This window comes from Cupriavidus sp. GW821-FHT07C08 (genome assembly GCF_059419025.1).
On sequence record NZ_JBWKQZ010000011.1, the window covers coordinates 103417 to 127960 of the forward strand.

Here is a 24544-nt window from a genome sequence, read left to right on the forward strand (position 1 = left end):
ATTGCAGAATAAGTTGGGGTGAAGGCAGTCTAGGGTTGCCAATTAAGTCTGTCCAAGACAGAATTTGCAGAACTTGAGTCCGAGCAGGTCTTAAATGTTAGATATCCGCCAACTTCACTACTTCGTGGCCGTCGCCGAGGATGAGCACGTCGGACGCGCCGCCGAGCGGCTGCATATCTCCCAATCGCCACTTAGCCGGCAGATCGCCCAGCTTGAAGAGAAACTTGGGCTGACGCTGTTCGAGCGCTCGCAGCAACGAATCCGCCTGACCCGCGACGGCCGCACGTTCCTGGCCGAGACCCGCGCATTCCTGACGCATGCCAACCGGCTCGAATCGCTGGCGCGACGGCTTGGCCGCGGCGACGAAGGCGGGCTGTGCATCGGCTACCTGGAATATGCGATGCATTCGGGCGTGCTGCCGAATGCCTTGCGCGAACTGCGCGACAGCCGGCCTGCGGTGCATATCGCGCTGTACAACCAGCAGTCGGACGTTCAACTGGAGGGGCTGCGCCAGCGCAGCCTCGACATCGCGCTCGTCTGCGAGCCGCCGCCACCTGACGATCCAGACCTCGAGGCTGCCCAGGTGCTCAATGATCCGATGCTGCTGGCGCTGCCCGAGGGGCATCCGCTGGCAGTGGCGCAACGGATCACCCCGGAAGATCTCGCTGCGCAGAAGTGGATCGGTGTCATGCACAAGGAAAGCGCGCTACGGCATGACACGTTCATCGCGGCTTGTGCGAAGGCCGGCTTCACGCCGACGATAACGATGGAGGCCACGGAACCGCTGGCGGCCCTTGGCCTGGTCGCCGCGGGACTCGGCGTCACCACGATCCAGCAGAGCCTGCGCCACCAGGCGCCGGCGGGTGTGGTACTGCACGATTTGTCGTGGCTCAACTATCGGACGCCTTTATGGGCGGCCTGGCACAAGATCAACCTGAGGCCCCTGGTGGAGATCTTTCGCAAGACGCTGGTACCGGCAAGCGGCGAGATACCCGATCTCGTGCCGCAGGAGGCGGGCTGACGCTCCCTCTAAACATGCGCACTGTCATGCTGGCCCGGGCTTTTCGAGCCGCCCGGCGGGCCGCAAGCGGAGCGGCCGTGAATTCACCTACATGGGGACAGGCCCTATTCCCATGGCCCGGCACGAATGCTATCGTGCAGCGGCTTGCCGGTGCCACAGCACCCCGCATGCCGGCAAGGCGTCTACAGGATTGCGTACCCCCGATATGTCGAGACAGATTCCCCCACTCAACCCGCTCAGGGCGTTCGAAGTGGCTGCCCGGCATCTGAGCTTCACGCGGGCCGCGGAGGAATTATTCGTCACGCCGTCGGCGGTCAGCCACCAGATCAAGGCACTGGAAGAAAGCCTTGGCGTGCAGTTGTTTATCCGCGAGGCCAAGGCGCTGGTCCTGACACCGGCCGGCACCGCCTACCTGCCCAGCGTGCAGCTGGCCTTCAAGCAGCTCGCCGATGCCACGCACCGCCTGCATAGCAAGGACCGCCCCGCGCTGAAGGTCAACATGCCGCCCACGTTCGCGGTCAAATGGCTGATCCCGCGCATGGACCGCTTCATGAAGGCGCACCCGGATATCGACCTGAAGGTGTCCACCTCGAACCATCGCATCGACTTCGAGCGCGACGATTTCGACATGGCGATCCGCTATGGCCGCGGCGATTACCCCGGCCTGCACTGCGAGCTTTGCATGGCGGTCGAAGTCATCCCCGTGTGCAGCCCGGCGCTGCTGCAAGGTTCTCTGCCGCTCGAAACACCGTCCGACCTGAAGCACCATACGCTGCTGCACGACGACAGCACGTACACGGACGTGAGCAACCCCGACTGGGCAATGTGGCTTGAGCACGCCGGCGTGACCGATGTCGATGCCAGCCGCGGGCCGTCGTTCTGGCCAAGCCACCTGGTCATCAACGCCGCGCTTAATGGCCTGGGCGTGGCGCTGGTCAAGAAGAACTGGATCGAGCAGGACCTGGCGGAAGGCCGGCTGGTGCGATTGTTCGAAGCGATCCGGCTGCCGGTCGAATTCTCTTACTTCGTGGTCTTCCCGAAAGAGCGGCTGGAGGATCGTCGCATCCGCAGCTTCACTGACTGGATCCGCGCGGAAGTGTCGGCGGACCAGCAGCAGCCGGCCCCCGTCTGAGCGCCGGCTTCAGGCCACGGCCGGCATTGACGCCGTCTTCTTCTGCACGCGTGCGCGCAAACGCTCGACATCGACAATGAAGCGGCGATGCGTGCCGCTGCAAACCCGCTCCACCGCATCGTCGGCGGTCACGCTGAATGTGACACTGCGGCCGTCGACGGCCGTGATCTCGGCATGGATGCGCACCTCGCCGCCCAGCGGCGTGGCACCGGTGTGTTGCACCGAGACCTCCGCGCCCACCGAGCTTTCACCGTCATCGAGAAAGCCTTGCACGAAGTCGAGGCAAGTCTGTTCAATGTCGCGTACCAGCTCGGGCGTGGCGTAGATGCGCAGGCTTTCGCCGAGAAAATCTATGGTGCGCTGGCGGTCGACCGTCAGCGTGCGCGCGCAGGTCGCGCCCGGTTGCAATCCGTTCTTCATCAGGGGTTCCTTTCAGGTTTATGGACGAAGCCGCCCGGCCCGCCGCAGCGCAAGCCGGGCGGGTGGCGGATCCTTGTGATGCACTGCTACAGGCGATAGAAGCGCGCGGCGTTGTCGTGCCACAGCGCGCGCTGCTGTTCTGGCGAATAGACGGCGATGGCGGCGCGGAAGCCTGCGACGATGGTGTCGTAGCTCGCCACGAGACTGTCCACCGGATAGTTGCTGGCGAACATGCAGCGCTCCGTGCCGAAGATGGCGATGGCATCGCGGATCACGGGCACGTTGTCGGCCTGCGTCCACAGCTTGCCCGGCAATCCCAGGCCAGAGATCTTCACGGCCACATTGGGTTGCCTGGCCAGCTCGGCCATCGCGGCGCGCCAGCCGGCCAGGCCGGCTTCACTGCGGTCAGCCGGCAACCCGGTATGGTTCAGGATCAGCTGCGTGCCCGGGAAATCCCGTGCCAGTGCTGCCGCCTGATCCAGGTTCCACCACGGCGCCTGCAGGTCGAAGGACATGCCGTGGCGAGCAAGCAAGGCATAGCCTCGCTGCCAGCGCTCATCGTCCATCGAGCCCGGCACGCCGCGCCGCGCGTCCTCGCGCCGCGCCGCGGTCACGGGCTTGTTGCGGATGCCGCGCATCATGGCGTAGGCGGCATGCCCCGCCAGCACTTCATCGACATCGCCTCGGTCAAGCTGGGCATGGCCGACGATCACCGTTGGCCGGCCCGTCTGCGCGGCGAGCTGCGCCAGCCATGCGGTCTCGTCGCCAGGATTGGCGCGCGCCCATTCGGCTTCCACGTGCACCGTCTTCACCGGCGCGCAGCCAGCCGTGTCACGGGCAAGATCCTCGGGAAGATAGTTCCTGCGCAGCGCCGAGTAATCGCCATAGCGGAAGTTCGGCACGGTTTCGTCCTGCAGCCACGGGTACGGGTTGCGCGCCAGGTTCCAGAAATGCTGGTGCGCATCGATAAAAGGCTCGACGGGCGCCGCGCTCTCCGCAGGTGTGTCGCGCATGGGCCTACTCCTTGACGCTGATGCGGCTGGCGAGCTGCTTGAACTGCGCCGACTCCTTCACCATGGCGGCCTGCAGCGTCACGTCATCGGCATAGGTGTCGGTGCTGAAGTGCAGCTTCTCCAGCGTCTGGCGCATCACCGGCTCCTGCACGGATTTCGCAATCGCCGTCTTCAGTACCGCGATCACCTCGGGCGGCGTGCCCTTCGGCGCCGAGATGCCGCGCCAGATCCCCATCGACAGGTCGATATTGCGCTCCTTCAGCGTTGGCACGTTCTCGAAGCCGCTGACCCGCTTGTCGGCCATCACCGCCAGCACCTTGAGCTTGCCCGCGGCCACATGCGTGAAGACCTCCGCCGTACTGACCGTGACCGCATCGATATGCCCGCCCAGCAGCGCGAGCGTGGCGGGAGCGCCGCCGGCATAGGGAATGTGGTTGAATTTCGCGCCGGTCTTGTCCGCCAGCGCGGCGGCTGCCATATGCCACGCGGAGCCCTGCCCTGCGTTACCCACGCGGATATTGGCGTCCGGCTTGCGCGCATCGGCGACAAACTGCTCGATCGTGGTCCACGGCGCATCGGCCCGTACCGCCACGGTGGCCGGGTCCGCGTTCAGGCGCGCGACGGGGATCAGGTCCTGGTAAGTGAACTTGGCCAGCCCGAGGTAGTTCAGGAAGGTCAGCTCGCTGGACGACAGCACCAGCTTGTAGCCGTCCGGCTTCGCGTGAACCACTTCGCCCAGGCCTACCGCGCCGGTGGCGCCCGGCTTGTTGATGACGACGATCGGCTGCGGCAGGTGCCTGGCGGCCGCGGCGGACAGCGCGCGCGCCACCACGTCCGCCCCGCCGCCTGCCTGCCACGGCACAATCAGTTCGATGCGCCGGCTAGGGTATGTTTGCGCACTCGCCGTGGCTGTACCGCCCAGCAGCCCCAGTACCACGGCCGCCGGCATCGCCCAGCGCCGCATTAGCGAACCTGACATCGTCATGGTTGTCTCCTGTCTTTTATCGGTATAGATGATGACCGCGGTGCGCTCAGGCGGCACCGCGTTCCAGTTCCTGTGCGCGGGCCGGTGCGCCGAACGCCCCCTGCGCACGCAGCCGCGTGACGGTGGCCGCGTCCAGGCCGAACTCGCCCAGCACCTCATCGGTATGCTGGCCCAGCAACGGCGCCGGATAGCGCACCTGCTGCGGCGTGCCGCTCAGCTTGACCGGGAACCCCAGCGCCTTGACCCGCCCTTCGACCGGGTGATCGATCTCCAGCACCATGTCCCGCGCCACCGCCTGTTCGCTGGCCAGCGCTTCGTCGTAGGTGAAGATCGGTGCCGCCGGCACACCAGCCGCCAGCAGCGCATCGACCCACTCCGTCGCCGGCTTGCGCGCGAATTCTGCCTCAATTTCAGGAATCAGCGCGGCGCGGTTGCGGATGCGGGCGGCGTTGTCGGTAAAGCGCGGATCGGCAAGCAGGTCGGGCCGCTCGATGACCTCGCACAGCGCGGCCCACAGCTTGGGGTTGGCCGCGCCGATGACAAAGTGCCGGTCGGCGGCGCGCACCGCCTGGTACGGCGCACTCATGCGGTTGGCGCTGCCGATCGGCACCGGCACTTCGCCCGTGCCCCAGTACTCCGCCGACTCCCACACCGACAGGCCGAGCGCCGTCTCGAACAGCGAGGCATCCACATACTGCCCTTGTCCGGTGTGCTCGCGCCCCATCAGCGCGCTCAGGACGCCATAGGCGGTGAACAGCCCGGCCCCCAGGTCGGCGATCGGCACGCTGGCCTTGACCGGCGGCGCGTCCGGATGGCCCATCACGCTCATCACGCCCGACATGGCCTGCGCGATCAGGTCCAGCCCCGGGCGTCGCGACCACGGTCCGGTCTGGCCGAAGCCGGAGATGCTCGCGTAGACCAGGCGCGGGTTAATCTCGCGCAGCACCGCATAGTCGATCTTCAAACGAGCGGCCACGCCCGGGCGGTTGTTTTCCACCAGCACGTCGGCGCCGCGCACCAATTCATAGAAAGCCTCCAGGCCGGCCGGGTTCTTCAGGTCAATCTCGACGCTGCGCTTGTTACGGTTCAGCGCCAGGAAGCCGCCGCTGTCATCGCCCTTGAGCCGGAAACCCATTGACTTGCGGGTCTGGTCGCCGGCCCCCGGCGCTTCGACCTTGATAACATCGGCGCCCATGTCGCCCAGCAGCATGCAGCAGAACGGACCCGCCATGATCTGGCTGACGTCCAGGACCTTGATTTTCGATAACGGCAAATTCATGGATACCACCTGAGGTTGAGGCAGCCGCATGGGAATGACGGTGCCACGGTGCTTGGAAAAAAGGTGCTTTCAACGGCCCACGAATTGCGGCCGGGTCTTGTCGATAAAGGCGCGGTGGCCGATACGGAAATCCTTGGTATCGAAGCAGGCATAGGACTCGGCATGCTCTTCCGGACGCAGCGGCGTGGGGTCCAACAGCCGGCGCACGAACTGTTTGTGCCAGCGCGCCACCAGCGGCGCGCCGGCGGCAATGCGGCGTGCCGTCGCGTAGGCTTCGTCAGGCACCGCCTCATCCGCCACCACTCGGTTGACGAGGCGCTTTTCCAGTGCCTCCGCAGCGTCGAACACGCGGCCTTCCAGCACGATCTCCAGCGCGGTCGCCGGCCCCGCAAGTGCCACCAGCCCGCCCAGTTCGCCATACGACATCACCAGTCCGAGCCGGTTGACCGGCACGCCGAAGCGGCTTGACTTGCCGCAGATGCGCAGGTCGCACATCGAGGCGATCTCCAGCCCGCCGCCGACGCACGCGCCCTGGATCAGCGCGATGGTCGGGTGCCGGCATTCGGCGATGGCGCGCATGGTGGCGTTGGTGATCTCGCCATACTGCTGCGCCTGCGCCGCGTTGGCGCGCATGGTGTCGAACTCGGCGATGTCCGCGCCGGCGGCGAAGGCCTTGTCGCCGGCGCCGCGCAGCACCACGCAGCGCAGCGTGTCGTCGGCAGACAGGCCCTGAATGGCTTCGGTCAGGCCCTGCCACATGGATAGGTCCATGGCATTGAGCTTGTCCGGGTTATTCAGCGTGATGGTGGCGACCTGCGCGTCGCGCTCGATCAGGATCGGTTGTCTCATGGTTGTCGTTGGTGTGGAGGAGGCCCGGCATGTGCGGGCGGTGGTCCGGAATCCGGCTGGTCTGCGCCAGTCTAGGGCCCGCGTCGCGCGCCGCAAAACGAGAAAATCTCAGCGCCGTTTCAAGAAAAACTAGGCATTCGTTGCTGTGAATTTTTCTTGGGCTCCCTTCAAGTAAATCCACGTTGTGACCTGCGGGCCTTGTTTCTAGACTTCGTCACCAATGCAGCCGGCCCGCCTGCGGCGCCCGGCACACCGCACACAGCACACAGCACGGAGACAAGATGGCCCTCATCAACTACATCACCCAGATCCAGATCGACTTCGGCGCGATCGGGCTGCTGGCCCAGGAATGCGAACGCATCGGCATCACGCGCCCGCTGGTGGTCACCGACGCCGGCGTCAAGGCCGCGGGCATCGTCCAGCTTGTGCTGGAACAGCTGCGCCCCGGCTGCGAAGCCGTGATCTACGACGGCACGCCGTCCAACCCGACCGAAGCCGCCATGCGCGAGGCCGTGCGCCTCTATGGCGAGTACCGCTGCGACGGCATCATCGCGGTGGGCGGCGGCTCGCCGATCGACCTGGCCAAGGGCGTGGCGGTGTGCGCCACGCACGACGGCCCGCTGCGCCAGTTCGCCGCGATCGAGGGCGGCGTGGCGCGCATCACCGCCGCCACCGCTCCGGTCATCGCCATTCCCACCACCGCCGGCACCGGCAGCGAAGTCGGCCGCGGCGCGGTGCTGATCCTCGACGACGGCCGCAAAGTGGGCGTGCTGTCGCCTTACCTGGTGCCGCGCGTGGCGATCTGCGATCCCGAGTTGACCCTGGGCCTGCCGCCGATGCTGACCGCGGCCACCGGCATGGATGCCATCGCGCATTGCCTGGAGACCTTCATGGCGCCGGCCTTCAACCCGCCCGCGGACGGCATCGCGCTGGATGGCCTGCGCCGCGCGTGGCTGCATATCGAGCGCGCCCGCCGCGATCCGCAGGATCGTGACGCAAGGCTGGCGATGATGAGCGCATCGATGCAGGGCGCGTTGGCGTTCCAGAAAGGCCTGGGTTGCGTGCACAGCCTGAGCCATGCGCTCGGCGGGCTGATGCCAACGCTGCACCACGGCACCCTGAACGCGGTGCTGCTGCCCGCGGTAATCCGCTTCAATGCGGATGCGCCGTCGATGCAGGAAGAGGCCAAGCTGGAGCGCATCGCGCAGGCCATGGGCCTGCCCGACGCCGACGCCATCGGCGCGGCCATCACGGACATGAACCAGCGCCTGGGCCTGCCGGCAGGCTTGCGGCAGATGGGTGTGGACCCTGCCCTGTTCCCCCGCGCGATCAACTACGCGCTGGCCGACCATTGCCACAAGACCAACCCGCGCGTGGCCAGCGCCGAAGACTACACGGCAATGCTGCAGGCCTCTCTGTAGATCGCGCGAAACACCCGCCCCCGCACGGGGCAGCACAGAGCCCGGCATACCCGACCGGGCCGCATGACAACCCAGGAGACACCATGAAACACGTTATCCCGCATATCGTGCTGGCGGCGCTATTGTCCGTCGCCGGCGTGGTCGCCGCGCAGACGCCCGTCAAGCTGCGCTTTGCCCATACCGTTCCGGAAACCGATTCGCAGCATCAGGCCGCGCTCGCCTTCAGCAAGAAGGTCAAGGAGCGCACGCAGGGCGGTGTCGAGATCCAGGTCTTTGCCAACAGCCAGCTCGGCAACGACACCACGCTGGTCACGGGCGTGCGCAGCGGCACCATCGACATCGGTGCCACCGGCAATCCCTTTGTCACCGGTCTGGTGCCGCGCCTGAACGTACTCGACCTGCCCTACCAGTTCGAGGATGGCCCGTCGGCCTACAAGGTGCTGGACGGCGCGGTGGGCCGCTCGCTGCTCGACGAGCTGGGCGCGCACCGCATCAAGGGCCTGGCCTTCTGGGAAATCGGCTTCCGTAGCCTGGGCAACAACAAACGGCCCATCAACAAGGCCGAGGACATCCGCGGCCTGAAGATCCGCACCACGCCCAACCCTTCGCATATCAAGGCCTTCCAGCTGCTGGGCGCGAGCCCGCAGCCGATGCCGTTCGCCGAGGTCTTCGGCGCGTTGGAATCCGGTGCGGTCGACGGCCAGGAGAATCCGCCCACGCTGATGGTCTCAGCCAAGATGTACGAGGTGCAGAAGTACGTGTCGATGACGCGCCACGCCTATACCGCGCTGGTGGTGCTGATGAACAAGGCCAGGTTCGATGCGCTCAAGCCGGAGTACCAGAAGGTGCTGCTGGAAGAAGCCGCGGCGGCCGCCACCTACCAGCGCAGGCTCAACGCCGACAACGAAGCGGCCGCGATCGCCACGCTGCGCGCCAAGGGCGTACAGGTCAACGAGCATCCCGACAACGCCGGCATCCGCAAGGTGGTGCGCGAGGAAACGCGTCAGCTGTTCGTGCAGAAGAATGGCGACGCCGTGCTGCGCGCCATGGACGCCCAGCGGTAGGAGAGCCACACCATGCCCGCCATGCCCACCGCCATCGTCGATGCCCACCACCACCTGTGGCACCTCGGCCCGGCGCGCCATCCCTGGCTGCAGGAAGGGTACGACCCTGCCGCCTTCTTTCTCGGCGATTACGCCACGCTGCGACAGGACTTCGATCCGCGAGACTACCTGCGGCAGTGGGAAGGGCTGCACCTGGCCGCCAGCGTGCATGTCGAAGCCGAACGGCACGCCGACGAGTCGGTGGCCGAGACCGCGTGGCTGCATCAGATCCACGCGCGCCACGGCTTTCCCAATGCCGTGGTGGTGCATGCCGATTTCAACAGCGACACGCTCGCGGCGCAGTTGCGCGCGCACCAGGCCTTTTCGCTGGTGCGGGGCGTGCGGTGCAAGCCGCGCACCAGCCGCAGCGCCGATGGCAGCGTGCGCGGGCAGCCCGGCACGCTGCAGGATCCGCGCTGGCTGTCTGGCCTGCAGCGGTTGGCCGAGCATGGCCTGGCGTGGGACCTGCGCGTGCCCTGGTGGCACCTTGAGGAAGCCGCCGAGGCGATCGCGGCCGTGCCGGGGCTGGCTGTGGTGGTCGAGCACACCGGCCTGCCATGGGACCGCTCGGAAGCCGGGCTGGCCGCCTGGCGGCGCGGACTCACGGCGCTGGCCTGCCTGCCCGGCGTGCACCTGAAGCTGTCCGAGTTCGGCCTGCCCGGTGCGGCGTGGGATCGCGCCGGCAATGTCGGCGTGATCCGCCAGGCGCTGGAGATCTTGGGCTGGCAGCGCTGCATGTTCGCCAGCAACCTGCCGGTCTCCGGGCTGCGCGCATCGCTGCACGAAATCGTCAACACCGTGGCCGCGGGCCTGGAAGGCCTGCCCGACGCCGCCGCGCAAGCGGTGTGGCACGACAACGCCATGCGCTTTTACCGGATCGAGGCGCCCGCAGCGAGCTTGCGCTGACGCCCGTCCAACCAGGAGTTTTTCATCATGAACCGCATTACGCTCCGCCTGGCCCAGGGCGCCATGGTCGCCATGATGGCCACCATGATCGTGCTGGTCTTCGGCAACGTGGTCCTGCGCTACGTCTTCAATTCCGGCATTGCCTTCTCTGAGGAAGCCTCGCGCTTCATCTTCATGTGGCTGACGCTGACCGGCGCGCTGCTGGTGATGCACGACAAGGCTCACCTCGGCATGTCCACGGTGGTCTCGCGACTGGGGGAAAACGGCCAGCGCGCCTGCCGCCTGCTGGCCGATGCAGGCGCGCTGGGCTGCTGCCTGCTGCTGGCGCACGGCGCCTGGCAGCTGGTGGCGATCGGCATGGACGACCGTGCCCCCGTCACCGGCGTGCCGCTGGGCGTGGTCTATGCCTGCCTGCTGGTATGCAGCGTCGGCATGGCGGCGATTCTTCTGCACGGGCTGTGGCGGCTGGTCAGCGGCCGCATGCCGCAGCACGAACTGGTGCCGCAGTCCGGCGCCACCGGCGAATGACCGCGAGGAGCCCATCATGACCATCTTTGTCTTTGTCGGCTCGCTGCTGGGCGCGATGTCGCTCGGCATGCCCATCGCCTTTGCGCTGCTCGCTTCTGGTGTCGCGCTGATGCTGCACCTGGGCAACTTCGATACGCAGATCCTCGCGCAGAACATGCTGGAGGGCGTCAACAACTATCCGCTGATGGCGGTGCCGTTCTTCATGCTGGCCGGCGAACTGATGAACGCCGGCGGGCTGTCGCAACGGATCGTGCGCGTGGCGAATGCGGCGGTCGGGCACGTGCGCGGCGGGCTGGGCTACGTGGCGATCATCGCGGCCACGGTGGTGGCCAGCATCTCCGGCTCGGCGGTGGCCGATACCGCCGCCGTCGCCGCGCTGCTGATCCCGATGATGCGCAACGCCGGCTACAACGTGCCGCGCGCCGCGGGCCTGATCGCAGCGGGCGGCATCATTGCGCCGGTGATCCCGCCGTCGATCGCCATCGTCGTGTTCGGCGTGGTCGCGCAGGTCTCGATCACCAAGCTGTTCCTGGCCGGCATCGCGCCCGGCGCCATGATGGCGCTGACGCTCGCCGTCACCTGGCACTTCTGCGCGCGCAAGGAGAAGCTGGCGCCGGTGGAACCGTTCAGTGCGCGCCGCCTGGCCAAGGCCGCGCTCGACGGCGTGTGGGCGCTGGTGCTGCCGGTGGTGATCATCGGCGGCATGAAGATCGGCGCCTTCACGCCGACCGAAGCTGCCGTGGTGGCGGTGGTCTACGCCATGGCGGTCGGCCGCTTCGTCTACGGCGAGCTGAAGCTGCGCGCGCTGCCGGACCTGATCGTCACCGCGGCCAAGACTTCCAGCACGGTGCTGTTCCTGGTGGCGTGCGCGCTGGTCTCGGCGTGGCTGATCACCATCGCCAACATCCCGGCACAGGTGACCGACCTGCTCGAGCCGTTCATCGACAACAAGATCCTGCTGATGTTCGTGATCATGGTCCTGGTGATCGTGGTCGGCACCGCGCTCGACCTGATGCCAACCGTGCTGATCATGACCCCGATCCTGATGCCGGTGATCACCAAGGCGGGCATCGACCCGGTGTACTTCGGCGTGATGTTCGTACTCAACAATGCCATCGGCTTGCTGACGCCGCCGGTCGGTACGGTGCTCAATGTGGTGGCCGGCACTTCCCGGTGCAGCCTGGACAGCGTGATCAGCGGCGTCTGGCCGTTCCTGCTGAGCCTGACCGCGCTGATGTTCCTGTTCGTGCTGTTCCCGCAGCTAATTCTCGTGCCGGCCGCATGGCTGCATTGAGGCCAACCGCGCGCCGCCGCCGCATCCGCCTGCTCCGTAATTTTCTTGCCGTAGCCACAAACCCAACCGCAAACAAACCAGACAGGAGACTACAGATGAACCTTCGCAAAACCCTGCGCGCCCGCCAGGCGCTCGCCATCCTCGCAGCGGCCACCGCCGTTGGCGGCCTCGCCCTGATGCCCGCGCCAGCCGCGGCGCAGCCGGCGCCATCCGCCGAATGCAGGACGGCACTGGACGCCCGTGCCCAGAACCCGAACTACCCGCGCGACAGCGTGCCGCGCTACATCAAGACCCCCACCGGCTACCTGCTGGTGCTGCGCATGGGCGACAACGTGTTCGAGCAGATCGAAGCCTTTGCCATCTGCGAGAAGGTGCCCAGCGCGAGCCTGTCCGCGATCGGCTTCGCCAACGTCACGTTCGGCTTCTGGGATGCCGCGAAGAAGCAGTTCAACCCGCGCACCTTCCACAACGTGGAGATGGCCAGCATCGTCGGCAGCCTGGCGTGGAAAGAAGGCAAGCCGTCGATCCATGCACACGGCGTGGCCGGCGACAGCAGTTTCGACACGTACGGCGGCCACATCCTGTCGATGGAGGTCGGCACCGGATCGCTGGAAGTGACGGTGACGGCCTATCCGCAGCAACTGGAACGCGGCATCGACCCGAAGATCGGCGCAAACGTACTGGGGCTGCGCGATAGCCACTGACGGGCCTCGATCTCCTCCATCAGGATCGGGATGGCCATATTGCAGGAGTGAATGCCCATCACGGTGAGTTGCAGCACCTCGAGAATTTCTTCCCGCGTGGCGCCATGCCGAATGGCGTTGCGCATATGCCTGCGCGCACCGGGGGCATGTTGAGCCGGAGGGGGGTCTGCTCCCGTGCCAGTACGGCAGGACCATCGAGCCACACGATTGCGCGAGGGGTGTCGCCGCTCCCGTCGTCAGCAATCTTTCCTGATTTTCACCACGAATTCAGCAACAAATACCCCTGTTATCTGATTAACCTGCCCGCTATTTTCCGTTTGCGGCCCGCCACGGACGAGAAAATAGCTGCTCCCGCCGGCCCCACGAAGGCCGGCGCGGCCTTTCAGATGACACGGAGACAACGACACATGAGTGCAAGCGCAGAACATCTGCAACGCGGCCTGGGCGAACGCCATATCCGGCTGATGGCGCTGGGTTCGGCCATCGGCGTGGGCCTGTTCCTGGGCGCCGGCAATGCCATCAAGATGGCCGGCCCCGCCATCATGCTGGGCTACCTGATCGGCGGCGCGGTGATCTTCCTGATCATGCGCGCGCTCGGCGAGATGGCCGTGCACAACCCCGTGGCCGGCTCCTTCTGCCGCTACGCGCAGGACCACATGGGCCCGCTGGCGGGCTACCTGACCGGCTGGAACTACTGGTTCCTGTGGCTGGTGACGTGCGTGGCGGAGATCACCGCCGTGGCCATCTACATGGGCATGTGGTTCCCCGACGTGCCGCGCTGGATCTGGGCACTGGCCGCGCTGGCGGCGATGGGCTCGGTCAACCTGATGGCGGTCAAGGCCTATGGCGAGTTCGAGTTCTGGTTCGCCATGATCAAGATCGTCACCATCGTGCTGATGCTGTTCGGCGGTGGCGCGATGATCGTGTTCGGCTTCGGCAACGGCGGTGTCGCCACCGGCATCTCCAACCTGTGGTCGCACGGCGGCTTCATGCCCAACGGCGCCTCGGGCGTGCTGATGTCGCTGCAGATGGTGATGTTCGCCTACCTGGGCGTGGAGATGATCGGCCTGACCGCCGGCGAGGCGCGCAACCCGAAGAAGTCGATCCCGGACGCGATCAACTCGGTGTTCTGGCGCATCCTGATCTTCTACGTGGGCGCGCTGTTCGTGATCCTGGCGCTGTACCCGTGGAACGAGATCGGCGCCCAGGGCAGCCCGTTCGTGCTGACCTTCGAGCGGCTGGGCATCAAGACCGCCGCCGGCATCATCAACTTCGTGGTGCTGACCGCGGCGCTGTCGTCGTGCAATGGCGGCATCTTCAGCACCGGGCGCATGCTGTACAACCTGGCGCAGCAGGGCCAGGCGCCAAAGGCCTTTGCCAGGGTCGACCGCAATGGGGTGCCGCGCCGCGCGCTGCTGGTGTCGATCGCCGCGCTGCTGTGCGGCGTGCTGCTCAATTACCTGGTGCCGGAGCAGGTCTTCGTCTGGGTGACGGCGATCTCCACCTTCGGCGCGGTCTGGACCTGGGCCATCATCCTGGTCACGCAGATCAACTTCCGCCGCAGCCTGTCGGCGGCCGAGCGCAAGGCGCTGGCCTTCCGCATGCCGTTCTGGCCGTATGGCTCCTACATCGCGCTGGCCTTCCTGGCGCTGGTGGTGGCGCTGATGGCCTATTTCCCGGAGACCCGCGTGGCGCTGTACGTGGGCCCGGGCTGGCTGGTCCTGCTGACGGTGTGCTACTACGCGCTGGACATGCGCTCGCGCGGGCCGGTCAGCTACCGCGCCTGAGCGTGACGTAGCCAGCGGGGTGCGCCGGCCGGCGCGCCTCGCTACAATGGCTCCCGGGCAATCCAACGCCAGGGGGCCGAATGTCCGAGACCACTGAGGTTGCTGGCAACGCGGCGGCCGCGCCGCCGCGCAACAGCGCCGCCGATGCCGAGGCCCGCGCCATCGCGGTTGCCGATACAGTCGCTCGCACTGCCGTCGAGCAGGCCGACCATGCCATGCGCCACTGGACCGACCCCACGCCGGGGCCGGTGCGCATCGGCTCCGCGCAGCAGCTGCAGATGTTCTGCAATATGCTGCTGCAGACGCACAACCCCTACAAACCCGCAGTCATCGACTGGCCGAAGCTGTCGCCGGAGGCCCTGCATCGCGTCACCTCGCTGCCGATCTGGGACATCGCCGTGCAGACCGAGGGCCGCGCCTCGATCCGCGTCAAGACCTTTGCCGATACCGTCGGCGATCCGCTGCTGCGCAGCGCGCTGGAAATGGACGGCGGCGAGGAGGCGCGCCACAAGGTGGTACTGTCGAAGCTGGTCGAGGCCTATGGCATCGCGCTCGCGCCCGAGCCTGACTACCCGCCCCCTGACGATCCGGAATGGGGCTGGCTGGTCACCGGCTACAGCGAGTGCATCGACAGCTTTTTCGCCTTTGGCCTGTTCGCGGCGGCCAGGCGCTCCGGCTTCTTCCCCGCCGAACTGGTCGAGACCTTCGAGCCGGTGATCCAGGAGGAAGGCCGGCATATCCTGTTCTTCGTCAACTGGGCCGCCTGGTACCGGCGCAACCTGCCGTGGTGGCGCCGTCCGCTGTTTGCGCTGAAGGTGGCGCGGGTGTGGGCCTTCCTGGTCTGGGAGCGCATCGGCATCGCGCGCGGCATCGACACCGACGGCGTGGCCCAGGACGCCAACTTCACCATGAACGGTTCCGCGGCGCTGGGCGAAGCCCTGACGCCGGGCGCGATGATCGACCTGTGCCTGGCCGAGAACGACCGGCGCATGGCCGGCTACGACGCGCGCCTGCTGCGCCCGGAAACCGTGCCGCGGCTGGCCCGGCTGGCGCGGCGCTTCGTCAAATAGGGGCCGGCCCATGCACCTTGCGTTGGCGTTGTCGCTGCTGTCGCTGGCGGTCTGGCTGGTGCTGATCTTTGCCCGTGCCGGCTTCTGGCGCGTGCGCAAGCCGGCTGCCGCACCGGATCCCGCGGCCTGGCCGGACGTGGTCGCGGTCATCCCCGCCCGCAACGAGGCCGAGGTGATCGGCCGCGCCGTGGCCGGCGTGCTGGGCCAGCGCTACCCGGGCCGGCTGGCGCTGGTGGTGGTGGACGACCACAGCCAGGACGGCACCGCCGATATCGCCCGCGCCGCCGCCGCGGCCACCGCGCGCCCGCGGGGGCTGACCGTGATCGGCGCTCGCGAGCTGCCGGCCGGCTGGAGCGGCAAGGTCTGGGCGCAGTCCGAAGGATTGGCCGCGGCCGACCGCATCGCCCCGCAGGCCCGCTACGTCTGGCTGACCGATGCCGATATCTGGCACGGCCCCGGCGTGCTGGCCGGTCTGATGGCGCGCGCCGAGCACGAACGGCGCGACCTGGTCTCGCTGATGGTCCGGCTGCGCTGCGAATCCGCGTGGGAACGGCTGATCGTGCCGGCTTTTGTCTTCTTCTTCGCCAAGCTCTACCCCTTTGCCCGCGTGCGCGATGCCCGCAGCTGCGTAGCCGCCGCGGCCGGGGGCTGCATGCTGGCCAGCCGCGCGGCGCTGGCGCGCATTGGCGGCTTTGCCGCCATCCGCGGCGAGCTGATCGACGACTGCAGCCTGGCCGCGCGCATCAAGCCCGGCGGCGCGATCCGCCTGGACCTGGCCGACGACAGCGTGTCGTTGCGGCCCTACAACGACTGGCGCAGCCTGTGGGACATGATCGCGCGCAGCGCCTACACCCAGCTGCGCTATTCGCCGCTGCTGCTGGCCGGCGCGGTGGCGGGCATGGTGCTGACCTACCTGGTGCCGCCGGTGCTGGCGCTCGGCTGGCGGCTGTGGCCGGCATGGCTGGCCTGGGGCGCGATGACCCTGGCCTACCTGCCGATGCTGCGCGAATACCGGCAGCCGGCGTGGCTAGCGCCGCTGCTGCCGGTCACAGCGCTGTTCTACCTGGGGGCAACCATCGACTCGGCACGGCGCTACTGGCTGCGGCGCGGCGGGCAGTGGAAGGGCCGGGCGCAGGCGCCGGTGCGGTCCTGAGCGCTCCCTGCCAGCTTAGCGCTTGTCGAGATACCCCTGCGCCCGGAACCACTCCAGCGCGTCCCGCAAACCCTCCTGGTATGGCCGCGGCTGATAGCCCAGCACCTTGCGCGCCTTGTCTGATGTAAAGAACATCCGGTACCGGGACATATTGAGTCCATCTACAGTGATGAAGGGCTCCTTGCCGGTAAAGCGCGCCGCCGCCTCCGCCCCGTACGCCAGCGGGTACAGCGGCCAGCGCGGCAGCTGCATGGTCGGCGGGCGCCGGCCGCAGAGCTGCGCGATGTCACGCAGCATCTGCTGCAGCATCACGTCCTGGCCGCCCAGGATGTAGCGCTCGCCGGCCTGGCCGCGTTCCAGCGCCAGGAAATGCCCTTCGGCCACGTCATCCACATGCGCCAGGTTCAGGCCGGTATCGACAAAGGCGGGGATCTTGCCCGTGGCCGCCTCGACGATGATGCGCCCGGTCGGCGTCGGCCGCACGTCGCGCGGGCCGATCGGAGTGGACGGGTTGACGATGACCGCCGGCAGGCCGCGCTCGGCCACCAGCTTTTCGACCACGCGCTCGGCCAGCACCTTGCTGCGCTTGTAGGCGCCGATGGCCTCGTGCGGGCGCAGCGCCGCGGTCTCGTCCACCGGCGCCCGCGCGCCGGCCACCCGCAGCGTCGCCACGCTGCTGGTATAGACCACCCGCTCGACGCCGGCCTGCTGCGCAGCCTCCATCACGGCCAGGGTGCCGTCGACGTTGGTGCGCACGATGTCCTCGGGGTCCGGCGCCCACAGTCGGTAGTCGGCGGCCACATGGAACAGGTAGCGCACGCCCTGCAGCGCGGCGGCCACCGCGCTGGCGTCGCGCATGTCGCCTTCCGCCACGGTCACCGGCAGCCCGGCCAGGTTGGTCCGCGGGCTCTGCGGGCGCACCAGCACGCGCACCCGGAAGCCGCGTGCCAGCGCCCTGCGCGCCACCGCCGAGCCCAGAAAGCCCGAGGCGCCTGTCACCAGCACGTCATCGTTTTTCGTCATAAACCCGTTTTCCCGTGAGGCGGAGTCGCCTTGGCCAGCCTCGCGCTGGCCAAGGCGACTCCAGACAAAGCCGGCGTGTCGGGTATATAGTAACCACCGTGCGACGGAAATGTGATCTGCGGTGGATCTCCGGTGGTTGCCGGTGCATTTCCCGTCCCGCCATCCCAAACACTGACACCCGTTGAAAAGGGTCGGGGGGCTTACTCTATGCAGGTGATTCTTGCTCAGCCCCGGGGCTTCTGCGCCGGCGTGGTGCGCGCGATCGAGATTGTCGACCGCGCCCTCGTCAAGCATGGCGCCCCGGTGTTCGTGCGACATGAGATCGTGCACAACAAGCACGTCGTGGAGGGACTGAAGGACAAGGGGGCGCGCTTCGTCGAAGAACTGGACGAAGTCCCGACCGGCGCCGTGACCATCTTCAGCGCGCACGGGGTCTCGCGCGAGGTCATCGCCGATGCCAGCCAGCGCCAGCTGCATGCCATCGACGCCACCTGCCCGCTGGTGATCAAGGTCCATACCCAGGGCCGCCAGTACGCGGCCAGCGGCCGCACCGTGATCCTGATCGGCCATGCCGGCCACCCGGAGGTGGAAGGCACCATGGGCCAGATCCCGGGCAAGGTGATCCTGGTGCAGAACGAAGCCGAGGTCGCGCAGCTTGACCTGCCCGCCGACACCCCCGTCGCCTACGTCACGCAGACCACGCTGAGCGTGGACGACACCCGCAATATCATCGCCGCGCTCGGGCGCCGCTTCAGCAACCTGGTCGGTCCCGATACGCGCGACATCTGCTACGCCACTCAGAACCGCCAGAGCGCGGTGCGCGACCTGTGCAAGCTGGCTGACGTGATCCTGGTGATCGGCGCGACCAACAGCTCCAACTCCAACCGCCTGCGCGAGATCGGCACGGAAAGCGGCGTGCCCAGCTACCTGATCGCCGAGGGCAGCGAACTGGACCCCGCCTGGGTGCGCAACGCCAACGTGGTGGGCATCACCGCCGGCGCCTCCGCCCCCGAGGAAATGGTCGAGGACGTGATCAACGCCCTGCGCCGGCTGGGCCCGGTGGATGTCACCACCATGGCCGGGCGCGAGGAACATGCCGAGTTCCGGCTGCCGGCCGAGCTGGCCGACGTGAAGCCGAGACCGGCCCCGCGCAAGGCCGGCAAGGAAACCGCCGCAGCCGCGGCCGTACCTGCCACCGCCAACGAGAATATCGCCGGCTGAACCCAACCAGAGGAAGTTGCCTTGGCTATTCCGCTACTGCAGGTCGCCCGCGTGGGCGCCTACATCGTCGGCAAGCATCTGTCGCGACAGAAACGCTATCCGCTTGCCCTGATGCTGGAACCGCTGTTCCGCTGCAACCTGGCGTGTTCAGGCTGCGGCAAGATCGATTATCCGGACCCCATCCTGAACCAGCGCCTGTCGGTGCAGGAATGCCTGGGGGCGGTGGATGAATGCGGTGCCCCGGTGGTGTCCATCGCCGGCGGCGAGCCGCTGCTGCACAAGGACATGCCGGAGATCGTGCAAGGCATCATCGCGCGGCGCAAGTTTGTCTACCTGTGCACCAATGCGCTGCTGATGGAAAAGAAGCTGGACCAGTACCAGCCCAGCCCGTATTTCATCTGGTCGGTGCACCTGGACGGCGACCGCGAGATGCATGACCGCTCGGTGTGCCAGGAAGGCGTGTACGACCGCTGCGTCGAGGCGATCCGGCTGGCCAAGGAGCGGGGTTTCCGCGTCAATATCAACTGCACGCTGTTCAACGATGCCCAGCCCGAGCGCGTGGCGAAGTTCTTCGACTCGGTCAAGGCGCTGGGCGTGGACGGCATCACCGTGTCGCCGGGCTATGCCTATGAACGCGCGCCGGACCAGCAGCACTTCCTGAACCGCGGCAAGACCCGCCAGCTGTTCCGCGACATCCTGAGCCGCGGCCGCGCCGGCAAGAACTGGGCCTTCAGCCAGTCGACGCTGTTCCTGGACTTCCTGGCCGGCAACCAGACCTACCACTGCACCCCGTGGGGCAACCCGGCGCGCACCGTATTCGGCTGGCAGCGTCCGTGCTACCTGGTGGGCGAGGGCTATGCCGCCACCTTCCGCGAGCTGATGGAGGAGACCGACTGGGACGCCTACGGCACCGGCAACTACGAGAAGTGCGCCGACTGCATGGTGCACAGCGGCTATGAGGCCACCGCCGTCGCCGACACCTTTGCCCATCCGCTCAAGGCGCTGGGCGTGAGCCTGCGCGGCGTGCGCACCAGCGGGCCGATGGCGCCCGATATTGCGCTGGACAAGCAGCGGCCGGCCGACTACGTGTTCTCGCGCCACGTCGAGATCAAGCTCGAGGAAATCCAGCGCGCGAAACCACCGTCCAACCGGCCGCGGCCTGCGAAGGCCAACGCCGCGGCCACGCACTGACTGCACTGCCGATGGCCGCCGAACTTGCCGCCACTCTCCCGGGCGCTGCGCTGACCTGCGTGTCGGCGGGCTATGCGCTGGCCGCCGCCTGGCTGTCGCGCCGCGCGCCCGCGGCAGGCGGCGGCACGGCAACGACACCGGTCAGCGTGCTCAAGCCGCTGTGCGGCGCCGAGCCCCGCCTGTACGAGAACCTGGCAACGCTGTGCCGGCAGCGGCATCCGTCGTTCCAGCTGGTATTCGGCGTGCGTGCCGCGGACGATCCCGCCATTGCCGTGGTTGAACGGCTGCGCCGCGACTTCCCGGCATGCGACATCGCGCTGGTGGTCGATCCGCAAGTGCACGGCACCAACCTGAAAGTCAGCAACCTGATCAACCTGTTCGCGCAAGCGAAGCACGATGTGCTGGTAATCGCCGACAGCGATATCGCCGTGCCGCCCGACTACCTGGCGCGCGTGACCGCGCCGCTGGCCGACGCCGGCGTGGGCGTGGTCACCTGCCTCTACCGCGGCAATCCGACTGGCGGGCTGTGGTCGCGCATCGGCGCGCAGTTCATCAACGACTGGTTCGCGCCGTCGGTGCGCATCGCCCACGCGGGCGGCTCGCAACGCTTTGCCTTTGGCGCGACCATTGCGCTGCGCCGCAACGCGCTGGAAGCCATCGGCGGCTTCGCAGCCTTGTCCGGCCGGCTGGCCGATGACTACTGGCTGGGCGAGCTGACGCGGCTGCAAGGCTTGCGCACGGTGCTGTCGGAGGTGATGGTCACGACCGATGTCACCGAGGACCATTTCACCGACCTGTGGCGGCATGAACTGCGCTGGCTGCGCACGATCCGCTCGCTGAATCCGCCGGGTTTTGCCTTTACGTTCATCACCTTCACCTGGCCGATGCTGGCGCTGGGTGTGCTGCTGGCACCGCTGCCGCTGGTACTTGCGGTGGCGGCCGTCGGCGCGCTGGCGCGCAGCGTGCTGGCAGGCAGCGTCGCCGCCGCGCTGCGCGCACCGTTGCGCGATGCGCTGCTACTGGCCGGCTGGGCATTTGCGCTGGCAGGCAAGCGCGTGCAGTGGCGCGAGCAGGTGCTGTCGGTGCGCGATGCCCTGCACGCCAGTCCTGCGCTGACCCCGAACCAACCTTCATCCACCGGCATCCATCCCCAGAGGCCGCTATGAAAAAAACCCTTTTCCTCCAGGCCCCTTCCTTCGACGGCTTCGACGGCGGCGCGGGCTCGCGCTACCAGGCCAAGCGCGAGATCAAGTCGTTCTGGTACCCGACCTGGCTGGCGCAGCCCGCCGCGCTGGTGCCGGGCAGCCGCGTGCTGGACGCACCGGCCGACGGCCTGACCGTGCAGCAGTCGCTGGATATCGCCGCGGACTATGAACTGGTCATCATCCACACCAGCACGCCCTCGTTCCCCACCGACGCCAAGTTCGCCGAGGAACTGAAGAAGCGCAAGCCGGATGTGATGATCGGCATGGTCGGCGCCAAGCCCGCGGTCGATCCGGGCGGCACGCTGGGCGCCAGCGATGCCATCGACTTCGTCTGCCGCGAGGAGTTCGACTACACCTGCCAGGACGTGGCCGCGGGCAAGCCGCTCAAGGACATCCTGGGCCTCTCCTACCGCCTGCCGGACGGCTCGCTCGAACACAACGGGCAGCGCCCGATGATCGAGAACATGGACGAGCTGCCCTTCGTGGCGCCGGTCTACCAGCGCGACCTGAAGATCGACAACTACTTCATCGGCTACCTGAAGCACCCCTATGTGTCGATCTACACCGGCCGCGGCTGCCGTTCGCGCTGCACCTTCTGCCTGTGGCCGCAGACCGTGGGCGGGCACCGCTACCGCACGCGCTCGGCTGAAAGCGTGATCGCCGAGGTCAAATGGATCAAGGAGAACATGCCCGAGGTCAAGGAGATCATGTTCGACGACGACACCTTCACCGACTTCAAGCCGCGCGTGGAAGAGATCGCGCGCGGGCTGGGCCAGCTGGGGGTGACGTGGTCATGCAATGCCAAGGCCAACGTGCCGTACAGCACGCTCAAGATCATGAAGGAGAACGGCCTGCGCCTGCTGCTGGTGGGCTATGAGTCCGGCGACGACCAGATCCTGCTGAACATCAAGAAGGGCCTGCGCACCGACATTGCGCGCCGCTTCACCGAGGACTGCCGCAAGCTGGGCATCCAGATCCACGGCACCTTTATCCTGGGCCTGCCGGGCGAGACGCGCGAGACCATCGAGAAGACCATCGAGTACGCCAAGGAAATCAATCCGCACACCATCCAGGTGTCGCTGGCCGCGCCCTACCCCGGCACCACGCTGTACCGGCAGGCGGTGGAGAACGGCTGGCTCGAGGAGAACAAGGTCATCAACCTGGTCAATGACCAGGGCGTGCAGCTGGCCGCGATCAGCTATCCGCACTTGTCCAAGGAAGACATCTACCACGGCGTGGAGACCTTCTATAAGCGCTTCTACTTCCGCCCCGGCAAGATCTGGGAAATCGTGCGCGAGATGCTGGGCAGCTGGGACATGATGAAGCGGCGCCTGCGTGAAGGCGTCGAGTTCTTCCGCTTCCTGCGCTCGCACGAGGCCTGATCCTGGCCCACGCGCTTTCCTGTGCCTCGCAACGCGCGCTGATCGTCACCGCCGACGACTTCGGGCTGCACCCCGCCGTCAATGAGGCGGTGGAGCTGGCCCACCGCGACGGCGTGCTCAGCGCCGCCAGCCTGATGGTGGGCGCGCCTGCCGTGGCGGACGCGGTCGAGCGCGCGCGCCGGCTGCCGTCGTTGCGCGTGGGGCTGCACGTGGTGCTGGCCGACGGCCCGGCCACGCTGCCGCGCGCGCAGATCCCCGACCTGGTCGACGCCGGAGGCCGCTTCGGCTCGGCCATGGCCCTGGACGGCTGCCGCTTCTTCTTCCTTCCGCGCGTGCGCCGCCAGCTGGCGGCTGAGATCCGCGCGCAGTTCGAAGCCTTTGCCGCCACCGGCCTGCCGCTGGACCACGTCAACACGCACAAGCATTTCCACCTGCACCCGACGGTGCTGTCGCTGATCCTGTCGATCGGGCGCGACTACGGCCTGCGCGCAATGCGCCTGCCGCGCGAGCATGGCGCACCGTTGCTGCTGCGCCCCTGGCTGGCGCTGCTGCGCCGGCGCCTGGACCGCGCCGGCATTGCGCACAATGACTACGTGGTTGGCATCGCGCGCAGCGGCCAGATGGACGAGGCAGCACTGCTGCAGGCGCTGGCGCGCCTGCCCGCTGGCGTGGGCGAGATCTACCTGCACCCGGCCGTGGTGTCGGGCGCGGCCATCACCGCATCGATGCGCGGCTACCGCCATGCCGACGAACTGGCCGCGCTGCTGTCGCCGCGCGTGCGCGCCGCGCTGGAGCGCGCGGCCAACCGGCGCGGCGGCTTTGCCGACGTGCTGGTGCCCTGACTTTTCAACATGAAACGCATTGCTTACCTGACCGGCCTGATCGGGCTGCTGGCGCTCACCGCGCTGGTAATCCACCAGGGCGCCAGCGATATCGCCGCGATCGTGGCGCAGGGCGGCTGGCTGCTGCTGTTGCTGGTGCCCCTGCACGCACTGCCGCTGCTGCTCGACGCGCAAGGCTGGCGCGTCCTGCTGACCTCGGCCGACCCCGAAGAGAAGGCGGGGCTCGGTTTCCTGTGGTGGGTCGCCACGGTGCGCGAAGCGGTCAACCGCCTGCTGCCAACGGTGGGGGTCGGCGGTGAACTGGTCGGCATCCGCCTGACGCGGCTGCGCATCCGCGACACCACCGCGGTGACTGCCAGCATTGTGGTCGAAGTGATGCTGACGCTGTTCTCGCAGTACCTGTTCTCGGCCATGGGGGTGCTGCTGCTGGTGGCCGCGCTGCAGGACAGCGGCGGGGCCTGGGTCATCCTTGCCGGGCTGCTGCTGTCATTGCCGGTGCCGGTGCTGTTCGCGCTGTCGCTGCGGCATACCGCGATATTCGAGAAACTGGAAGGCGCGGCGCGCAAGCTGTTTGGCGAAGATCACCGCATTGTCGCGATGATCGACGGCGCGCGGCTCGATGCCCATATCCGCGCGCTCAACCGGCGCCGGCGCGAGCTGCTGGCGGCGCTGGGCTGGCAACTGGCAGGGCTGGTCAGCGGCACGCTGGAGATCTGGCTGGCGCTGATGCTGCTGGGCCATCCGGTGCCGGTCTGGCAGGCGCTCGCGATCGAATCGCTGACCCAGGCGGCGCGCCAGGTGGCCTTCTTCGTGCCCGCCGGGCTGGGCGTGCAGGAAGCGGTGGTAATGCTGCTGGGGCAGGTGCTGGGGATGGATGCGCAGGTCTCGCTGGCGCTGGCGCTGGTCAAGCGCGCGCGCGAGATCCTGTTCGGCGTGCCCGCGCTGCTGTCATGGCAATGGGTGGAGTTGCGCCACTGGCGGCGCAACCGGGACACCGGTCACGCCGCCCCATGAT

23 protein-coding genes are annotated in these 24544 nt (G+C 67.5%); 17 read left to right on the top strand and 6 right to left on the bottom strand.

Annotated elements, in window-relative coordinates:
• Positions 1–94 precede the first annotated feature (94 nt).
• Both AC07UK_RS16165 and AC07UK_RS16170 read left to right on the top strand, forming a co-directional pair.
• Positions 95–1021, top strand: a complete 927-nt coding sequence (locus AC07UK_RS16165) for a LysR substrate-binding domain-containing protein (protein ID WP_436224820.1) — start codon at positions 95–97, stop codon at positions 1019–1021.
• 205 nt (positions 1022–1226) lie between these two features.
• Positions 1227–2153 carry a transcriptional regulator GcvA gene (locus AC07UK_RS16170; protein WP_041228714.1) on the top strand — a complete coding sequence of 309 codons (927 nt, stop codon included), beginning with the start codon at positions 1227–1229 and terminating at the stop codon, positions 2151–2153.
• Between the two features lie 9 nt (positions 2154–2162).
• Here AC07UK_RS16170 and AC07UK_RS16175 read toward each other — a convergent pair whose 3' ends face one another.
• From AC07UK_RS16175 to AC07UK_RS16195, 5 genes are all read right to left on the bottom strand, one after another.
• The gene (locus tag AC07UK_RS16175; RefSeq protein ID WP_013953762.1) at positions 2163–2573 is read right to left on the bottom strand and encodes a thioesterase family protein; all 411 of its coding nucleotides are present in this window, start codon (positions 2571–2573) and stop codon (positions 2163–2165) included.
• A gap of 86 nt (positions 2574–2659) precedes the next feature.
• Positions 2660–3586: an amidohydrolase family protein gene (locus tag AC07UK_RS16180; RefSeq protein WP_436224819.1), complete on the bottom strand. Its 927-nt coding sequence runs from the start codon at positions 3584–3586 to the stop codon at positions 2660–2662.
• A 4-nt stretch (positions 3587–3590) separates the two neighbouring features.
• Positions 3591–4565, bottom strand: coding sequence for a Bug family tripartite tricarboxylate transporter substrate binding protein (locus AC07UK_RS16185; RefSeq protein WP_436225360.1), 975 nt, complete (start codon positions 4563–4565; stop codon positions 3591–3593).
• A gap of 52 nt (positions 4566–4617) precedes the next feature.
• Positions 4618–5850 (bottom strand): CaiB/BaiF CoA transferase family protein, encoded by a 1233-nt coding sequence (locus AC07UK_RS16190; RefSeq protein ID WP_436224818.1) that lies wholly within the window; start codon positions 5848–5850, stop codon positions 4618–4620.
• 69 nt (positions 5851–5919) lie between these two features.
• Positions 5920–6699 carry an enoyl-CoA hydratase-related protein gene (locus AC07UK_RS16195; protein WP_494687581.1) on the bottom strand — a complete coding sequence of 260 codons (780 nt, stop codon included), beginning with the start codon at positions 6697–6699 and terminating at the stop codon, positions 5920–5922.
• Positions 6700–6980: 281 nt separating this feature from the next.
• On the opposite strand from AC07UK_RS16195, the gene gbd reads away from it, so the two are divergent.
• From gbd to AC07UK_RS16240, 9 genes are all read left to right on the top strand, one after another.
• Complete coding sequence (gbd, locus tag AC07UK_RS16200) at positions 6981–8120, top strand: 4-hydroxybutyrate dehydrogenase (protein ID WP_436224816.1); 1140 nt, start codon at positions 6981–6983, stop codon at positions 8118–8120.
• Positions 8121–8203: 83 nt separating this feature from the next.
• The gene (locus AC07UK_RS16205) at positions 8204–9184 is read left to right on the top strand and encodes a DctP family TRAP transporter solute-binding subunit (protein ID WP_436224815.1); all 981 of its coding nucleotides are present in this window, start codon (positions 8204–8206) and stop codon (positions 9182–9184) included.
• Between the two features lie 12 nt (positions 9185–9196).
• Positions 9197–10129 carry an amidohydrolase family protein gene (locus AC07UK_RS16210; RefSeq protein WP_436224814.1) on the top strand — a complete coding sequence of 311 codons (933 nt, stop codon included), beginning with the start codon at positions 9197–9199 and terminating at the stop codon, positions 10127–10129.
• 27 nt (positions 10130–10156) lie between these two features.
• Positions 10157–10657 carry a TRAP transporter small permease gene (locus AC07UK_RS16215; RefSeq protein ID WP_013953770.1) on the top strand — a complete coding sequence of 167 codons (501 nt, stop codon included), beginning with the start codon at positions 10157–10159 and terminating at the stop codon, positions 10655–10657.
• 16 nt (positions 10658–10673) lie between these two features.
• The gene (locus tag AC07UK_RS16220) at positions 10674–11951 is read left to right on the top strand and encodes a TRAP transporter large permease (RefSeq protein WP_153953307.1); all 1278 of its coding nucleotides are present in this window, start codon (positions 10674–10676) and stop codon (positions 11949–11951) included.
• 95 nt (positions 11952–12046) lie between these two features.
• Entirely contained in the window at positions 12047–12655 is a 609-nt protein-coding gene (locus AC07UK_RS16225; RefSeq protein WP_436224812.1) for a PPC domain-containing DNA-binding protein, read from the top strand.
• A gap of 407 nt (positions 12656–13062) precedes the next feature.
• Complete coding sequence (locus AC07UK_RS16230) at positions 13063–14442, top strand: amino acid permease (protein WP_436224811.1); 1380 nt, start codon at positions 13063–13065, stop codon at positions 14440–14442.
• Positions 14443–14522: 80 nt separating this feature from the next.
• Entirely contained in the window at positions 14523–15512 is a 990-nt protein-coding gene (locus tag AC07UK_RS16235) for a ferritin-like domain-containing protein (protein ID WP_436224810.1), read from the top strand.
• A gap of 10 nt (positions 15513–15522) precedes the next feature.
• On the top strand, positions 15523–16665 hold the full coding sequence (locus tag AC07UK_RS16240; RefSeq protein WP_436224809.1) for a glycosyltransferase: 1143 nt from the start codon (positions 15523–15525) through the stop codon (positions 16663–16665).
• A gap of 15 nt (positions 16666–16680) precedes the next feature.
• Here AC07UK_RS16240 and hpnA read toward each other — a convergent pair whose 3' ends face one another.
• Positions 16681–17688 carry a hopanoid-associated sugar epimerase gene (hpnA, locus tag AC07UK_RS16245; RefSeq protein ID WP_436224808.1) on the bottom strand — a complete coding sequence of 336 codons (1008 nt, stop codon included), beginning with the start codon at positions 17686–17688 and terminating at the stop codon, positions 16681–16683.
• Between the two features lie 207 nt (positions 17689–17895).
• Here hpnA and ispH point away from each other — a divergent pair, with 207 nt between their 5' ends.
• The 6 genes from ispH to AC07UK_RS16275 are packed head-to-tail and all read left to right on the top strand — an operon-like array spanning position 17896 to position 24543.
• Complete coding sequence (ispH, locus tag AC07UK_RS16250) at positions 17896–18909, top strand: 4-hydroxy-3-methylbut-2-enyl diphosphate reductase (protein ID WP_114133171.1); 1014 nt, start codon at positions 17896–17898, stop codon at positions 18907–18909.
• Positions 18910–18930: 21 nt separating this feature from the next.
• Positions 18931–20100 carry an adenosyl-hopene transferase HpnH gene (gene hpnH, locus AC07UK_RS16255; RefSeq protein ID WP_436224807.1) on the top strand — a complete coding sequence of 390 codons (1170 nt, stop codon included), beginning with the start codon at positions 18931–18933 and terminating at the stop codon, positions 20098–20100.
• A gap of 11 nt (positions 20101–20111) precedes the next feature.
• Complete coding sequence (hpnI, locus tag AC07UK_RS16260) at positions 20112–21266, top strand: bacteriohopanetetrol glucosamine biosynthesis glycosyltransferase HpnI (RefSeq protein WP_436224806.1); 1155 nt, start codon at positions 20112–20114, stop codon at positions 21264–21266.
• Positions 21263–22687, top strand: coding sequence for a hopanoid biosynthesis associated radical SAM protein HpnJ (gene hpnJ / locus AC07UK_RS16265; RefSeq protein ID WP_114133167.1), 1425 nt, complete (start codon positions 21263–21265; stop codon positions 22685–22687). The genes hpnI and hpnJ overlap by 4 nt, the downstream gene beginning before the upstream one ends.
• Positions 22688–22725: 38 nt before the next feature.
• The gene (gene hpnK, locus AC07UK_RS16270; RefSeq protein ID WP_153953300.1) at positions 22726–23529 is read left to right on the top strand and encodes a hopanoid biosynthesis-associated protein HpnK; all 804 of its coding nucleotides are present in this window, start codon (positions 22726–22728) and stop codon (positions 23527–23529) included.
• A 9-nt stretch (positions 23530–23538) separates the two neighbouring features.
• Complete coding sequence (locus AC07UK_RS16275) at positions 23539–24543, top strand: lysylphosphatidylglycerol synthase domain-containing protein (protein ID WP_436224804.1); 1005 nt, start codon at positions 23539–23541, stop codon at positions 24541–24543.
• Position 24544 lies beyond the last annotated feature (1 nt).

What these genes read in the sequence shown, in the direction of transcription:
- AC07UK_RS16165 (WP_436224820.1), top strand. Translation starts at nt 95, where the DNA reads ATGTTAGATATCCGCCAACTTCACTACTTCGTGGCCGTCGCCGAGGAT.
- AC07UK_RS16170 (WP_041228714.1), top strand. Translation starts at nt 1,227, where the DNA reads ATGTCGAGACAGATTCCCCCACTCAACCCGCTCAGGGCGTTCGAAGTG.
- AC07UK_RS16175 (WP_013953762.1), bottom strand. Translation starts at nt 2,573, where the DNA reads ATGAAGAACGGATTGCAACCGGGCGCGACCTGCGCGCGCACGCTGACG.
- AC07UK_RS16180 (WP_436224819.1), bottom strand. Translation starts at nt 3,586, where the DNA reads ATGCGCGACACACCTGCGGAGAGCGCGGCGCCCGTCGAGCCTTTTATC.
- AC07UK_RS16185 (WP_436225360.1), bottom strand. Translation starts at nt 4,565, where the DNA reads ATGTCAGGTTCGCTAATGCGGCGCTGGGCGATGCCGGCGGCCGTGGTA.
- AC07UK_RS16190 (WP_436224818.1), bottom strand. Translation starts at nt 5,850, where the DNA reads ATGAATTTGCCGTTATCGAAAATCAAGGTCCTGGACGTCAGCCAGATC.
- AC07UK_RS16195 (WP_494687581.1), bottom strand. Translation starts at nt 6,699, where the DNA reads ATGAGACAACCGATCCTGATCGAGCGCGACGCGCAGGTCGCCACCATC.
- gbd (WP_436224816.1), top strand. Translation starts at nt 6,981, where the DNA reads ATGGCCCTCATCAACTACATCACCCAGATCCAGATCGACTTCGGCGCG.
- AC07UK_RS16205 (WP_436224815.1), top strand. Translation starts at nt 8,204, where the DNA reads ATGAAACACGTTATCCCGCATATCGTGCTGGCGGCGCTATTGTCCGTC.
- AC07UK_RS16210 (WP_436224814.1), top strand. Translation starts at nt 9,197, where the DNA reads ATGCCCGCCATGCCCACCGCCATCGTCGATGCCCACCACCACCTGTGG.
- AC07UK_RS16215 (WP_013953770.1), top strand. Translation starts at nt 10,157, where the DNA reads ATGAACCGCATTACGCTCCGCCTGGCCCAGGGCGCCATGGTCGCCATG.
- AC07UK_RS16220 (WP_153953307.1), top strand. Translation starts at nt 10,674, where the DNA reads ATGACCATCTTTGTCTTTGTCGGCTCGCTGCTGGGCGCGATGTCGCTC.
- AC07UK_RS16225 (WP_436224812.1), top strand. Translation starts at nt 12,047, where the DNA reads ATGAACCTTCGCAAAACCCTGCGCGCCCGCCAGGCGCTCGCCATCCTC.
- AC07UK_RS16230 (WP_436224811.1), top strand. Translation starts at nt 13,063, where the DNA reads ATGAGTGCAAGCGCAGAACATCTGCAACGCGGCCTGGGCGAACGCCAT.
- AC07UK_RS16235 (WP_436224810.1), top strand. Translation starts at nt 14,523, where the DNA reads ATGTCCGAGACCACTGAGGTTGCTGGCAACGCGGCGGCCGCGCCGCCG.
- AC07UK_RS16240 (WP_436224809.1), top strand. Translation starts at nt 15,523, where the DNA reads ATGCACCTTGCGTTGGCGTTGTCGCTGCTGTCGCTGGCGGTCTGGCTG.
- hpnA (WP_436224808.1), bottom strand. Translation starts at nt 17,688, where the DNA reads ATGACGAAAAACGATGACGTGCTGGTGACAGGCGCCTCGGGCTTTCTG.
- ispH (WP_114133171.1), top strand. Translation starts at nt 17,896, where the DNA reads ATGCAGGTGATTCTTGCTCAGCCCCGGGGCTTCTGCGCCGGCGTGGTG.
- hpnI (WP_436224806.1), top strand. Translation starts at nt 20,112, where the DNA reads ATGGCCGCCGAACTTGCCGCCACTCTCCCGGGCGCTGCGCTGACCTGC.
- hpnJ (WP_114133167.1), top strand. Translation starts at nt 21,263, where the DNA reads ATGAAAAAAACCCTTTTCCTCCAGGCCCCTTCCTTCGACGGCTTCGAC.
- AC07UK_RS16275 (WP_436224804.1), top strand. Translation starts at nt 23,539, where the DNA reads ATGAAACGCATTGCTTACCTGACCGGCCTGATCGGGCTGCTGGCGCTC.